We start from the raw sequence: 13,928 nt of genomic DNA, 5'->3' as shown, positions 1-13,928 counted from the left end.
TACCGTCGGGGCACCATGCCCCGCTATCTGCGTTCCCGCACCGGCTCCGTGTTCTTCTTCACGCTCGTTACCTTCAACCGGCGGCCGATCCTGTGCACGGCTCCGATCCGCCATGCGCTGCGCTGCGCCATTCTGAATCTGCGCGCCACCCGCCCATTCGCGATCGATGGCTGGGTGCTGATGCCGGATCACCTGCACTGCATCTGGACACTGCCCGAGGGCGACCATGATTATTCGACCCGCTGGGCGTTGCTGAAGCGTTCCGTGTCCCATTTCGCGACCGACATCGCTCCGATGCAGCGTACTCCGTCCGCCTGCAAGCATCGCGAAGCGGCGATCTGGCAACGGCGCTTCTGGGAACACCAGCTCCGCGACGAGGCCGACGTCGAACGGCACCTCGATTACATCCATTACAACCCGGTACGTCACGGCTACGTGAAACGGGCCATCGATTGGCCGTATTCGACGATCCATCGGTACGTGAAGAATGGCGTGTATCCGGCCGATTGGGGCGGCGGCAATCCGGATTGGGGGAATTTTGAATAAGACAAGCGGCAGGCGTACGTTGATGGTGGGCACGTGGTGCCCACCCTACCGTTGCCTGGGCTGTAGGGTGGGCACCACGTGCCCACCACCGGGCGATCATTCGTCGGCGTCGGCGCCCTGGCCACCCAGCATCAACTGCGCCGCCTCGCTCGGCAAGGCTTCCACCGACTTCAGCTTGCGCGCCATCTGGCGGCTGCGCACCTCGGCGCTTTCGATGTTCTTGGCGGCCCGCTCCAGCGTCAGCTTGGTCTGGGCCAGCACGTCGCCGAACTTGCCGAACTCCGTCTTCACGGCGCCCAGCACCTGCCACACTTCCGACGAGCGCTTTTCCAGCGCCAGCGTGCGGAAGCCCATCTGCAGGCTGTTGAGCAGCGCCGCCAGCGTGGACGGGCCGGCGATCGTCACGCGCAGGGTGCGCTGCAGGTCGTCGGCCAGGCCGGGACGGCGCATGACCTCCGCGTACAGGCCCTCGGTCGGCAGGAACAGGATGGCGAAATCGGTCGTGGCCGGCGGCGCCAGGTATTTGTCGCAGATCGTCTTGGCCTCGCCGCGCACGGCCCGTTCCAGTTCGGCGCCGGCGCGCGCCACGCCGTCGGCATCGCCCCCCTCGGCCGCTTCCAGCAGGCGCTCGTACTGCTCCTTCGGGAACTTGGCGTCGATCGGCAGCCACAGGGGCGGCCCGCCGTCGACGACGCCCGGCAGCTTGATGGCGAATTCGACGCGCGCGTTCGAGCCGCGCACGGTCTCGACGTTCTTGGCGTACTGGTCGACCGTGAGCACCTGCTCGAGCAGCATCTCCAGCTGCACCTCGCCCCAGGTGCCGCGCGTCTTCACGTTCACCAGCACGCGCTTCAGGTCGCCCACGCCCACGGCCAGCTGCTGCATCTCGCCCAGGCCCTGGTGCACCTTCTCGAGGCGGTCGGAGACCTGGCGGAACGATTCGGTCAAGCGCGTCTCCAGCGTGGCGTGCAGCTTCTCGTCGACGGTCTGGCGCATCTCCTCGAGGCGCTTGGCATTGTCGTTCTGCAGGTCGCGGATCTTGTGCTCGAGCGTGGCGCGCACTTCCAGCATGCGCTGGGCGTTCGACTCGGTGAGGTTGGCCAGCGCACCGTTCAATGTATCGGAAAAGCGCTTCAGCGCGCGCGCCTGTTCCTCGCGTCCGCCCTGGGACGCAAGCTGGATCTGCTGGCGCATGTTCTCCAGCTGCTGGGCGATGGCGGCCTGGTTCTGGGCCAGGTGGGCGGCCAGCTCCTGGCGCGTGGACTGGGCGCTGGACTGCAGCTCCATGCGCAGCTCGCGCTCCAGGCGTTCGAAGGCGTGACGTTCGTCGCCGTGCCCGGCGCCCGCGCGCGCACGCGCGAGCAGCACGAACTGCAGCGCGAGCACGGCCAGCAGCGCGATGGCCAGCACGATGAATTCAAGCGTTGGCATGCTGTTACTCAGTAGGGACGTTCAGTGGAGACGCTCAGTGCGGACGTTCAGAGGGGACGCTCAGTGCGGCCGATTCCGCATCCAGTCCGCCGTCTGGAAGAAGGCGTTCATCAGCCGCAGGCGCAGCTCGTAGTCATAGCCCATGTCTTCCAGCGCCATCGCCATGCAGCGCAGCCACTGGTCGCGCTCGGAGGTGCCGATCGCGAACGGCAGGTGGCGCGCGCGCAGCATCGGGTGGCCGTAGCGTTCGATGAACAGGTTCGGGCCGCCCATCCAGCCGGACAGGAACATGAACAGCTTGTCGCGCGAGCCATCGTTCGGGACCGGGTGCATGGCGTGGATGCCGGCGAAGTCGCCTTCCAGCTGCATCAGGTCGTAGAAGCGGTCGACCAGTTCGCGCAGGCGCGTTTCGCCGCCGATGAGTTCATACATCGTGCGGGAGTCCTGTTGCGCGTCTTGTTGCGCTTCCTGCACGTCGGTATCTTGGGTAGCTTGGGATTCGGACATTTGTCCATGATAGCGCAGCAGCGCATGTCGCGCGAGCGCTGGCGGCGGGCTCCGTTCAACACCGGGGTCAGAGCCCTTGGAAAAGCAACACCGGGCTCTGACCCCTACTCTGACCGCTCCCTACGCTTCGCGCAGCGTCTGCAACGGCGGCTGGCGCAGCACGTTGCGCAGGCCCAGCCAGCCGCCCGCCAGCGCGCACGCGGCGCCCGCCACGAGACCCGCGATCCAGACCTGCGGCTCGACGTGCCAGGGGAACTTGAACTGGTATTCGGCCAGCGCCCAGCCCAGCGCCGCCGCGCCAGATGCCGCCAGCAGGCCGGACAAAGCGCCCACCAGCGCGAACTCGATGCGCTGGGCCCGCGCCAGCTGGCCACGGGTGGCGCCCAGCGCGCGCAGCAGGCCCGCTTCGCGCGTGCGCTCGGCCTGGGATCCCATCAAGGCCGCGTACAGCACCAGCACGCCCGAGGCGAGCGTGAACAGGAACAGGAATTCGACAGCGACGACGACCTGGTCGAGCACGTCCTGCAGCTGGCGGATGATGCCGCTGACGTCGATCACGGTCAGGTTCGGGAAGGCGCGCGTCAGGCTGTTGGCCAGGCCGATGCCGCGCGCCGGCAGGTGGAACGCCGTCATGTAGGTCGTGGGCGCATCGCGCATCGCCGCCGGGTTGATGATGACGAAGAAATTGGCGCGCATCGATCCCCATTCCAGCTTGCGCAGGCTCGTGATCTTCGCCTCGACCACCTGGCCGCCCATGTCGAAGCGCATGGTGTCGCCCAGTTTCAGGCGCAGCGTGTTCGCCAGGCCCTGCTCGACGGAGGCCTCGGCCACGCCGGGCGCGTCGCGGTACCAGGTCCCGCCCGAGATCTCGTTACCGGCCGGCAGAGCGGCCGTGCTGGACAGGTTGAATTCGCGCTCGGCCAGGCCGCGCGCGCGGTCTTCCGTATAGGTGTCCTTGGTGACGGCCTGGCCGTTCACGGCCACCAGGCGCCCGCGGATCATCGGGTACAGCACGGGATCGGCCACGCCGGCGGCGCGGATCTGCTTCGCCACGCCCTCGCGCTGGTCCGGCTGGATGTTGATGATGAAGCGGTTCGGCGCATCGGCCGGCGTGGCCAGGCGCCAGGCCGCCATCAGGTCGCCGCGCACGACGGTCAGCACCAGCAGGGCCATCAGGCCCAGCGACAGCGACACGATCTGCACGACGGTGGCGCCGGGACGGCGCTGCAGCGAGGTGATGGCGAAGCGCCAGGACTGGTGCTTGAACAGGGTGCGCAGGCGCTTCAGGCCCAGCAGCGCGAGCCAGCCGACCAGGGCGAACACGGCGAAACCGCCGAGGAAGCCGCCGGCCGTCAGCAGCGCCAGCTGCACGTCGCCGGCCTGCCACAGCAGCAGGCCCACGAAGACGGCGGTGCCGAGGCCGTAGGTGGCCAGCGCGGCGGGGCGCGGCGCCGCCTGCTCGCGCCGGATCACGCGGTTGTGCGGCACGTTACGCAGCTGCAGGACGGGCGCCAGCGCGAAACCCACCAGCAGCAGCATGCCGGTGGCGATGCCCTGCAGGGCCGGCAGCGGCGACACGGGCGGCAGTTCGGCCGGGATCAGGTTCTTCACCGCTTCCAGCAGCACGAAGTGGGCGCCGAAGCCGACCAGCACGCCCAGCACGCTGCCGGCCAGGCCCACGATGGCGAATTCGACGAGGAACAGGATGCCGACCTCGTTCTGCGTCATGCCCAGGCAGCGCAGCATGGCGACGGCATCGAGGTGGCGCTGCATGAAGCGGCGCGCCGCCATCGCCACGGCCACCGCCGCCAGCATCGCCGACAACAGGCTCACGAGCGAGAGAAAGCGCTCGGCGCGGTCGATCGTGTTGCGCATCTCGGGGCGGCCGTTTTCCAGCGTTTCGATGCGCACGCCCTTGACGTTGTCGGCGGCGATGCGCGCGCGCAGCCACGCTTCGTAGCCCTGCACGGCGCGCGGGTCATTGGCCGAGGGTCCCGCCACCTGCATGCGGTAGGTCACGCGCGCATAGCTGTCGACGAGGCCCGTCGCCTTCAGGTCGGCCAGGTTCAGCATCACGCGCGGCGCGAAGTTGGAGAACGAGGCGCCGCGGTCCGGCTCCGTCGCGATGAGGCGCGCGATCCTGAACGTCTTGTCGCCCAGCTGGACGTTGCTGCCGACCTTCACCTTCAGCGGCGGCAGCAGGTTGACGTCGACCCACACGGTGCCGGGCGCCGGCACGCCGCCGGCGGCGTCGCCCAGCGCTTCGCTGGCATCCTCGGGGCTCGTCGTCGTGCGCAGCTGGCCGCGCAGCGGGTAGCCGTCCGACACCGCCTTCACGGACGCCAGCAGGGCCTGAGAATCGTCGCCCTGCCCGGCCTGCGCCATGCTGGGGAAGGTGACGGTGTCGGCCAGCACCAGGCCGCGCCGTGCCGCTTCCTGGCGCCAGGGCGCGGGCAGCGGCTGGTCGGCATTGACCAGCAGGTCGGCGCCCAGCAGCTGGCGCGCGTCGCGCGTCAATCCGCTGCGCATGCGGTCGACGAAGAAGCCGACGGCGGACAATGCCGCCACGGCCACCACCAGCGCCACCAGCAGGAAGCGCAATTCGCCGGCACGCCAGTCGCGCGCCGTCATGCGCAGGGATTGGATGAGCATCGCGGTCGGTCTCGCAGGTAGTTGGTTACGCCGCGTCGGCGAAGAAGGCGTCGACTTCGGCCAGGAAGGCGCGCTTCTGCTCGGGCTCGAGGAAGGCGGCTTCGAAGCTGTTGCGCGCAAGCTGGCGCGCATGGTCGATATCGAGCGGCAGCGCGTCGAAGGCGGCCAGGTAGTTGTCGTTGACGTAGCCGCCGAAGTAGGCCGGATCGTCCGAGTTGACGGTGACGGCCAGGCCGGCGTCGAGCAGGCGGCGCAGGTTGTGGCTGCCCATCACGTCGAACACGCGCAGCTTGATGTTCGACAGCGGGCACACGGTCAGGGCCATGCGCTCGCGCGCCAGGCGCTCGACCAGCGTGGGCGAATCCAGGCTGCGCACGCCGTGGTCGATGCGCTCGACGTTCAGCACGTCCAGCGCGCTCTCGATATAGGCCGGCGGCCCCTCTTCCCCCGCGTGCGCGACCAGGTGCAGCCCGAGGTGGCGGGCACGCTCGAACACGCGCGCGAATTTTTCCGGCGGGTGGCCGACCTCGGACGAATCGAGGCCCACGCCGATGAACTTGTCGCGGTAGGGCAGCGACTCTTCCAGCGTGGCGATGGCCTCCTCTTCGGACAGGTGGCGCAGGAAGCACATGATCAGCGTGGCGCTGACGGGGCTGTCCTGGCAGGCGCGCCAGATGCCGTCGATGACGGTCTTGAACGGGATGCCGCGCGCCGTGTGGGTCTGCGGGTCGAAGAAGATCTCCGTATGGCGCACATTGTCGGCCGCCGCGCGGCGCAGGTAGGCCGCAGTCATGTCGTAGAAATCCTGCTCGGTCAACAGGACGCTTGCGCCGGCATAATAAATGTCGAGGAACGATTGCAGATCGGTGAAAGCGTACGCTTCGCGCAACGCTTCTACCGAGGGATACGGTAGAGCGACGCGATTTCTTTGCGCAAGCTCAAAAATCAGTTCTGGCTCGAGAGAGCCTTCGATATGGATGTGCAATTCTGCCTTGGGCATCGCCTGCAACGTCTGGCGCAGCTGTTCGTTCAGCATGGTTTCTCCACGATGGGCCGTTTGATCTTCAAGGCAGCAGTGTAGCGCATGCGTGGGCGCGGCCGATCCCGCCCTGCCATTCCCGCTTCTGCCCTGCCGCGACGCGGCACGGATACGCGTGCGCCACTGCCCGGCAACTTCGTGCACTATCTATTTGACTTTTGATAAATATGAATGTCTCCACGGGGCCAGAAGCCACGCCTGGAGTGCTACGCCGGGCCCTGCCGATCGGAAGGGTCGAGGGCGCAAGAACGCACCGTCGAAATCGTTATTTTCTTATTCGTTTCAAAGACTTGGCAGTTTGCTGCACACGTGCGCTCCGCTGTTTTGACTTCGAGAACTAATAGGCACATAATAAATTTCATATGCGTAATTAGACGCTCTCAGCGGGCGCTATCGAACCGGTCCATACCGGATGAGAACAAGAACATCGCCCTTCGTTTTGTGTCAGACCAAGATGGGGATTCCCCTGCACTCTGACCTCCAGACTCAAACGGCGACCCCGACAAGAACAGCGGAGCCTTCGCGGGCACATCCGCCAATACAGGGGCTTGGACGGCCAACCTCCGCGGCCGTCGGACAGTGATCAGTTGTTAGCTCATTAGAGGACATTCACATGACCATATTTGATAATTACGCAGCCCGCTACGAGCGTACCCGGGAAGAGGAATACTCGCTGTCGGAGTTTCTTCAGCTCTGCAAGAAAGATCCCCTGACTTACGCCAGCGCTCCAGAGCGCATGCTGGCCGCCATCGGCGAACCCACCCTGGTCGACACCCGCCTCGACCCGCGCCTGTCGCGCATCTTCGCCAACAAGGTCATCAAGACGTATCCCGCCTTCCGCGAGTTCTACGGCATGGAGGAAGCGATCGAGCAGGTCGTTTCCTATTTCCGTCACGCCGCGCAGGGCCTGGAAGAACGCAAGCAGATCCTGTACCTGCTGGGCCCGGTGGGCGGCGGCAAGTCGTCGATCGCCGAAAAGCTCAAGTCCCTGATGGAACAGGTGCCGTTCTACGCCATCAAGGGCTCGCCGGTGAACGAATCGCCGCTGGGCCTGTTCAGCGAGGACGAGGATGGCGCCATCCTCGAGGAAGACTACGGCATCCCGCGCCGCTACCTGCGCGCGATCCCGAGCCCGTGGGCCGTCAAGCGCCTGCACGAGTTCGGCGGCGACATCAACAAGTTCCGCGTGGTCAAGCGCTACCCGTCGATCCTGCGCCAGATCGCCATCGCCAAGACCGAGCCGGGCGACGAGAACAACCAGGACATCTCCTCGCTGGTGGGCAAGGTCGACATCCGCAAGCTCGAGGATTACTCGCAGGACGATCCGGACGCCTACAGCTATTCCGGCGGCCTGTGCCTGGCCAACCAGGGCCTGATGGAATTCGTCGAGATGTTCAAGGCGCCCATCAAGGTGCTGCACCCGCTGCTGACGGCCACGCAGGAAGGCAACTACAAGGGCACCGAGGGCTTCGGCGCGATCCCCTTCGAAGGCATCGTGCTGGCGCACTCGAACGAATCCGAGTGGAAGACTTTCCGCAACAACCGCAACAACGAGGCATTCCTCGACCGTATCTATATCGTCAAGGTGCCGTATTGCCTGCGCGTGTCGGACGAGGTCAAGATCTACGACAAGCTGCTGCGCAACTCCTCGCTCGACAAGGCGCCCTGCGCCCCGGGCACGCTGCGCATGATGTCGCAGTTCGCCATCCTGTCGCGCCTGAAGGATCCGGAAAACTCCAGCATCTATTCGAAGATGCTCGTCTACGACGGCGAAAACCTGAAGGACACCGATCCCAAGGCCAAGTCGCTGCACGAGTATGTCGACTATGCCGGCGTGGACGAAGGCATGAACGGGCTGTCGACCCGCTTCGCGTTCAAGATCCTGTCGAAGGTCTTCAACTTCGACAACACCGAAGTGGCGGCCAACCCCGTGCACCTGCTGTACGTGCTCGAACAGCAGATCGAGCGCGAGCAGTTCCCGGCCGAGACCGAGCAGCGCTACCTCTCCTATATCAAGGAGCACCTGGCGCAGCGCTACGTCGACTTCATCGGCAAGGAAATCCAGACGGCCTACCTGGAAAGCTATTCGGAATACGGCCAGAACATCTTCGACCGCTACGTGACCTTTGCCGACTTCTGGATCCAGGACCAGGAATTCCGCGATCCGGACACGGGCGAAAGCTTCGACCGCGAATCGCTGAACGCCGAGCTGGAGAAGATCGAGAAGCCGGCCGGCATTTCGAATCCGAAGGATTTCCGCAACGAGATCGTCAACTTCGCACTGCGGGCCCGCGCCACCAACGGCGGCAAGAACCCGGCCTGGACCAGCTATGAAAAGTTCCGCACCGTGATCGAGAAAAAAATGTTCTCGAATACGGAGGAGCTGTTGCCGGTCATTTCCTTCAATGCGAAGGCGAGCACCGAGGACGCCACCAAGCACGCCGATTTCGTCGCGCGCATGGTCGAGAAGGGGTACACCCCGAAACAAGTGCGTCTCTTGTGCGAGTGGTATCTGCGCGTACGCAAATCGTCGTAAGAACGTGGGAGGCTGACCACATCGTGCGCGTTCCAGCCTCCCACAATCCGTGACGCCAAACACGTTACGGCGCGGCGGGGTAAGATAGCCAGGACCGGGAAGGAATCCGGCCCGCCGCGAATTTCAGCAGGAGGCCTGTTTTGACTTACCTCATCGACCGTCGCTTGCAGGGCAAGAACAAGTCTGCGGTCAACCGCGAACGCTTCTTGCGACGCTACAAGGCGCAAATCAAGGATGCGGTGGGTCGCGCGATCAAGGGTCGCTCGATCACCGATATCGAAAATGGCGAAAAGGTTTCGATTCCCGTCAAGGACGTGAACGAACCGCACTTCGGACACGCCCATGGCGGTGTCTGGGAAACCGTCAACCCCGGCAATACCGAATACCAGAAAGGCGACCAGTTCAGCCGTCCGCGCGGTGGAGGCGGCGGCGCCGGCCGCGGCAAGGCGGGCAATAGCGATCAGACCACCGAAGACGATTTCATCTTCGAGCTCAGCCGCGAAGAATTCATGAACTACTTCTTCGAGGACCTCGAGCTGCCCAACCTCGTCAAGACGCAGCTGACCCAGGTCGTCGAATACAAGAACCAGCGCGCCGGCTACAACATCTCCGGCACGCCGTCGAACATCCACGTACTGCGCTCGCTGCGCGGCGCGCTGGGGCGGCGCATCGCCGTCGGCGGCACGTCGCGCAAGCACCTCTCCGCCCTCGAACACGAATTGCGCGACCTGCGCGAGGAAGGCGTGCCCGACGACGACCCGCGCGTCGTCGAACTCAAGCACAAGATCCACCACCTGCACACGCGGCTGCTGGCGATCCCCTTCATCGACCCGATCGACCTGCGCTACAGCAACCGGATCAAGATCCCGAAACCGTCGACGGCGGCCGTGATGTTCTGCATCATGGACGTGTCGGGCTCGATGGACGAAAGCCGCAAGGACACGGCCAAGCGCTTCTTCATCCTGCTGTACCTGTTCCTCAAGCGCATGTACGAGAAGATCGACGTCGTCTTCATCCGCCACCACACGGCGGCGGCCGAGGTCGACGAGAACGAGTTCTTCCACTCGCGCGAATCGGGCGGAACCGTGGTGTCCTCGGCCCTGCACCTGCTGGGCAAGGTCATCGCCGAACGCTACAGCAACGGCGACTGGAACAGCTACGTGGCGCAAGCCTCGGACGGCGACAACTGGGACAACGATTCGATGCTGTGCAAGCAACTGCTGACCAGCACGATCATGCCCAAGGTGCAGTACTACACCTATGTCGAAATCACCGACGGTCCGCCCCAGAACCTGTGGGAGCAGTACACGGAGGTAGCGTCCACGCACCAGAACTTCGCAATGCAGAAGATCGTGACGCCGGCCGACATCTATCCGGTGTTCCGCGAGCTGTTCAAGAAGCAGCCCAAATAGACACGCAGCACAAGCAACCACGCGAGGCCCGCTCATGCCACGAGATCCCAAGAACCCGCGCGCCCTGCCCGACCAGTCCGAATGGACCTTCGACCTGATCGAACAGGCGCACGACGAAATCGGCCGGGTCGCCAAGAAATTCGGCCTGGACACCTATCCGAACCAGCTCGAGATCATCACCGCCGAACAGATGATGGATGCCTATGCATCGGTCGGCATGCCGGTCTCGTACAGCCATTGGTCGTTCGGCAAGCATTTCCTGTCGACGGAAAAAAGCTACCGCCGCGGCCAGATGGGGCTGGCGTACGAGATCGTCATCAATTCGAACCCCTGCATCGCCTACCTGATGGAGGAAAACAGCCTGACGATGCAGGCGCTAGTGATCGCCCACGCCGCCTATGGCCACAACTCCTTCTTCAAGGGCAATTACCTGTTCCGCACCTGGACCGACGCCGACGCCATCGTCGACTACATGGTCTTTGCCAAGAACTATATTGCCGAATGCGAGCAGCGGCACGGCATCGATGCCGTCGAGGACGTGCTCGATTCCTGCCACGCGCTGCAGAACTACGGCGTCGACCGCTACAAGCGGCCGGCCAAGCTGTCCGTGGTGCAGGAGGCGGCGCGCCAGAAGGAACGCGAAGAGTACATCCAGACCCAGGTCAACGAGCTGTGGCGCACCCTGCCGCGGCGCGAGGAACAGGTGCGCGACCAGGCGCCCGTGCGCTTCCCGCCCGAGCCCGAGGAAAACCTGCTGTACTTTATAGAGAAGTACGCGCCGCTGCTGGAACCCTGGCAGCGCGAACTGGTGCGGATCACGCGCAAGATCTCCCAGTATTTCTATCCGCAGCGCCAGACCCAGGTCATGAACGAGGGCTGGGCCACGTTCTGGCACTACACGATTCTGCAGGAACTATATAAAGAGGGCATCGTCGGCGACGGCTTCATGCTCGAGTTCCTGCAAAGCCATACGAACGTCGTGTACCAGCCGGCCGCCACCAGCCCTTATTACAATGGCATCAACCCGTACGCACTGGGCTTCGCCATGATGACCGACATCAAGCGCATCTGCGAGGACCCGACCGACGAGGACCGCGCCTGGTTCCCGGACATCGCCGGCAGCGACTGGCTCAAGACGCTCGATTTTGCGATGCGCAACTTCAAGGACGAGAGTTTCATCGCCCAGTACCTGTCGCCCAAGCTGATCCGCGACTTCCACTTCTTCGCCGTGCTGGACGACGACCGCAGCGACAAGCTGACGATCTCGGCCATCCACGACGAAGCGGGCTACCGCTACGTCCGCCAGCAACTGGCCGAGCAATACAATCTTGGCAACCGCGAGCCCAATATCCAGGTCTGGCAAGTCAATACGCGCGACGACCGGGCGCTGACGCTGCGCCATACGCAGTTCCAGCGCCGGCCGCTGAACCAGCAGGCGCACGAAGTGCTCAAGCATGTGGCCCGGCTGTGGGGCTTCGACGTGCGCCTGGAAACGGTCGACCCGTCTGGCCGTGTCGTCAGCAGCCTCGAGTGCCGGCGCGAAAAGCGCGCACGCTATTGATCTTTTCGGCCTGCGCCGTTCGGCGCAGGCACTTTCCCCTCTTCCTCCAGTCCAACGACTGACCAGCTCGATGTAGTCGAACTACCAGCTTCGCTTCGAGCAGTCATTGCACCCACCGATCCCCGCACAAGAACGCTTGATGGCAGCATTTCTTGTATAGGCATGTTCAATAGTACGCACACAGCAATGAAACTTGGATATAGTTAGCATAAAGGCACGTTGCCAAACAAACGTTATTTGCCAGAAGATAAAACCGGCAGCGAAAATATGGCAAATTTGCGGCTTCCCCTTATGTTCCACACATCACGAAAGGAAGAGACTCGACACCTTCAAGCACAGCGTTTCGACGGCCCGAGGCCGCCCATCCCCACAACGCCCGGATGACCCGCTTTACTTGTTTTTACAGGCAGTTAGGGGCTCATTGGAGGTATAAAAATGTATGTGCAAAAAAGAATTCGTAGGTATAATTCTTCGATGTCCCGGATGCGGCCCTTAGGTTTCTGTCGTATTTAGTGGGTTTAGTAGCAACAAAAAGAGATGGTATTGGAGAAATATGGCATGAATTTTTCGCATGATAAGAAACCCGGGAAGAATTTAACAGGCATAGCCATCGTCATCGTGTTGCACGTTCTGGTAGCGTGGGCCATCGTCAATGGCCTGGGCACCCGGATCGTCACCAAGATGACCGAAGCTGTGGAGACCAAGCTGATCGAAGAAGTGAAGCCGCCGCCGCCGCCGGAAACGCCGCCCCCGCCCCCGCCGCCGGAAATGAAGGCCCCGCCGCCTCCGTTCATCCCGCCGGTCGAGGTGCAAGTGCAGCAACCGCCGCCGCCGCAAAACACGATCGCCGCTGCAACCAATACGCCGCCGCCGCAACGCGACCTGGCACCGCCGGCACCTCCGGCACCGCCAGCTCCCGCAGCCAAGGCGCCACCGGGACCGAGCCGTACCGATGCCGTGGCCGACTTCAATACCTGCTCGCGCCCGGAATATCCGAAGTCGTCGCTGCGTAACGAAGAAACGGGTACCACTACCCTTCAGTTCCTGATCGCTGTCGATGGCGCCGTGAAGGAATCGAAGCTGCAGAAGTCGAGTGGCTTCCGTGATTTGGACCGAGCCGCCCAATCGGCTCTGAGCAAATGCCGATTCAAGCCGGCCACCGAGAATGGTCAGCCGAAAGAGGCGTGGACAGCGGTGCAGTACGTCTGGACGCTGGAATAAACCGAGACGGAACCTCGTCTCACTCTGTGATTTTCGTTGCTAATTAGTTCAGCGAACTGTCTATTTTATAATTTTGGAGGAAGCATGTTTAAGAATACCCGTTTGTCCGCTATGCTGGCGGCAGTCCTGTTCTCGGTAACGGCAGCATCGGCGCTGGTCTCGGCTCCGGCCTTCGCCCAAGACCAGGCTGCTGCTCCGGCGGCAAGCGCACCGGCCGACGCCGCTGCACCGGCTCCGGCCGCAGACGCTGCAGCCGCTCCGGCCGCTGACGGCGCCGCTCCTGCAGCCCCGGCCGCTGCCGGCACGAAAGAAGAAGTCGCGAACCCGTATGGCTTCAGCGCCATGTGGCACGAAGGCGACTTCGTCAACAAGGGCACCATCATCATCCTGTCGCTGATGTCGATGGGTTCGTGGTACATCATCATCACCAAGCTGCTGGACCAGTCGAAAGTCATGCGCCAGTCGAAGGAAGCCACCCAGAAGTTCTGGAAAGCGCCGTCGATCGCTGCCGGCTCGGCACAACTGAAGGACGGCTCGCCGTTCCGCTTCATCGCCGAAACCGGCACCAAGGCAACCCAGCACCACGACGGCGCCCTGCTCGAGCAGATCGACCTGTCGACCTGGGTGACCATGCAGATCCAGCGTTCGGTTGAGAAAGTTCAATCGCGCCTGCAGGATGGCCTGTCGTTCCTGGCAACCGTCGGTTCGACCTCGCCGTTCATCGGTCTGTTCGGTACCGTCTGGGGCATCTACAACGCACTGACCGCCATCGGTATGTCGGGTAACGCCTCGATCGACAAGGTCGCAGGTCCGGTGGGTGAAGCGCTGATCATGACCGCCTTCGGTCTGTTCGTCGCAGTTCCGGCAGTTCTGGGTTACAACTGGCTGGTTCGCCGCAACAAGGCAGCAATGGAAGACATCCGTTCGTTCAGCGCCGACGTGCACTCGGTCCTGATCTCGGGCGCCATGTCGACCTCGGAAGCTGCTCGCGCTGCTGCGGGCGCCAAGAAAGTGGGCTAAATC

Annotated in this window: 11 protein-coding genes; 7 read left to right on the top strand and 4 right to left on the bottom strand. The window is 63.6% G+C overall.

Annotation, left to right across the window (positions count from 1 at the left end):
- Positions 1-15: 15 nt before the first annotated feature.
- Positions 16-546: an REP-associated tyrosine transposase gene (locus tag ACI1V7_RS00570; RefSeq protein ID WP_404529850.1), complete on the top strand. Its 531-nt coding sequence runs from the start codon at positions 16-18 to the stop codon at positions 544-546.
- A 96-nt stretch (positions 547-642) separates the two neighbouring features.
- Here ACI1V7_RS00570 and ACI1V7_RS00565 read toward each other — a convergent pair whose 3' ends face one another.
- The 4 genes from ACI1V7_RS00565 to ACI1V7_RS00550 form a co-directional block, all read right to left on the bottom strand.
- The gene (locus ACI1V7_RS00565; RefSeq protein ID WP_404529849.1) at positions 643-1,977 is read right to left on the bottom strand and encodes a DNA recombination protein RmuC; all 1,335 of its coding nucleotides are present in this window, start codon (positions 1,975-1,977) and stop codon (positions 643-645) included.
- A 60-nt stretch (positions 1,978-2,037) separates the two neighbouring features.
- Positions 2,038-2,409 (bottom strand): group II truncated hemoglobin, encoded by a 372-nt coding sequence (locus ACI1V7_RS00560; protein WP_404529848.1) that lies wholly within the window; start codon positions 2,407-2,409, stop codon positions 2,038-2,040.
- 195 nt (positions 2,410-2,604) lie between these two features.
- Positions 2,605-5,136 carry an ABC transporter permease gene (locus ACI1V7_RS00555; protein ID WP_404529847.1) on the bottom strand — a complete coding sequence of 844 codons (2,532 nt, stop codon included), beginning with the start codon at positions 5,134-5,136 and terminating at the stop codon, positions 2,605-2,607.
- 25 nt (positions 5,137-5,161) lie between these two features.
- Positions 5,162-6,136, bottom strand: a complete 975-nt coding sequence (locus ACI1V7_RS00550; protein WP_404531514.1) for an adenosine deaminase — start codon at positions 6,134-6,136, stop codon at positions 5,162-5,164.
- Between ACI1V7_RS00550 and ACI1V7_RS00545 the strand changes: the two genes are divergently transcribed.
- The 6 genes from ACI1V7_RS00545 to ACI1V7_RS00520 all read left to right on the top strand — a co-directional run bounded on the left by ACI1V7_RS00545 (position 6,065) and on the right by ACI1V7_RS00520 (position 13,925).
- A complete protein-coding gene (locus ACI1V7_RS00545) occupies positions 6,065-6,217 on the top strand; it encodes a hypothetical protein (RefSeq protein WP_404531574.1) in 153 nt (50 codons plus the stop codon). The genes ACI1V7_RS00550 and ACI1V7_RS00545 overlap by 72 nt on opposite strands.
- 571 nt (positions 6,218-6,788) lie before the next feature.
- Positions 6,789-8,711, top strand: coding sequence for a PrkA family serine protein kinase (locus ACI1V7_RS00540; protein ID WP_290411841.1), 1,923 nt, complete (start codon positions 6,789-6,791; stop codon positions 8,709-8,711).
- Between the two features lie 140 nt (positions 8,712-8,851).
- A complete protein-coding gene (locus ACI1V7_RS00535; protein WP_404529846.1) occupies positions 8,852-10,123 on the top strand; it encodes a YeaH/YhbH family protein in 1,272 nt (423 codons plus the stop codon).
- A 34-nt stretch (positions 10,124-10,157) separates the two neighbouring features.
- Positions 10,158-11,684, top strand: a complete 1,527-nt coding sequence (locus ACI1V7_RS00530; RefSeq protein WP_404529845.1) for a SpoVR family protein — start codon at positions 10,158-10,160, stop codon at positions 11,682-11,684.
- Between the two features lie 558 nt (positions 11,685-12,242).
- Positions 12,243-12,905, top strand: coding sequence for an energy transducer TonB (locus tag ACI1V7_RS00525; protein WP_404529844.1), 663 nt, complete (start codon positions 12,243-12,245; stop codon positions 12,903-12,905).
- An 84-nt stretch (positions 12,906-12,989) separates the two neighbouring features.
- A complete protein-coding gene (locus tag ACI1V7_RS00520; protein WP_404529843.1) occupies positions 12,990-13,925 on the top strand; it encodes a MotA/TolQ/ExbB proton channel family protein in 936 nt (311 codons plus the stop codon).
- Positions 13,926-13,928 lie beyond the last annotated feature (3 nt).

Origin of the sequence: Massilia paldalensis, from assembly GCF_044901715.1 — a bacterium.
GTDB lineage: Bacteria > Pseudomonadota > Gammaproteobacteria > Burkholderiales > Burkholderiaceae_D > Telluria > Telluria paldalensis.
The sequence above is the reverse complement of the archived record's forward strand: the minus strand, read 5'-3'. Positions and strand labels throughout refer to the sequence as shown.

Bases quoted from the DNA above. Each gene is read 5' to 3' on its own strand.
- ACI1V7_RS00555 (WP_404529847.1), bottom strand. From the start codon at position 5,136: ATGCTCATCCAATCCCTGCGCATGACGGCGCGCGACTGGCGTGCCGGC.
- ACI1V7_RS00520 (WP_404529843.1), top strand. From the start codon at position 12,990: ATGTTTAAGAATACCCGTTTGTCCGCTATGCTGGCGGCAGTCCTGTTC.
- ACI1V7_RS00565 (WP_404529849.1), bottom strand. From the start codon at position 1,977: ATGCCAACGCTTGAATTCATCGTGCTGGCCATCGCGCTGCTGGCCGTG.
- ACI1V7_RS00570 (WP_404529850.1), top strand. From the start codon at position 16: ATGCCCCGCTATCTGCGTTCCCGCACCGGCTCCGTGTTCTTCTTCACG.
- ACI1V7_RS00525 (WP_404529844.1), top strand. From the start codon at position 12,243: ATGAATTTTTCGCATGATAAGAAACCCGGGAAGAATTTAACAGGCATA.
- ACI1V7_RS00530 (WP_404529845.1), top strand. From the start codon at position 10,158: ATGCCACGAGATCCCAAGAACCCGCGCGCCCTGCCCGACCAGTCCGAA.
- ACI1V7_RS00550 (WP_404531514.1), bottom strand. From the start codon at position 6,136: ATGCCCAAGGCAGAATTGCACATCCATATCGAAGGCTCTCTCGAGCCA.
- ACI1V7_RS00540 (WP_290411841.1), top strand. From the start codon at position 6,789: ATGACCATATTTGATAATTACGCAGCCCGCTACGAGCGTACCCGGGAA.
- ACI1V7_RS00560 (WP_404529848.1), bottom strand. From the start codon at position 2,409: ATGTATGAACTCATCGGCGGCGAAACGCGCCTGCGCGAACTGGTCGAC.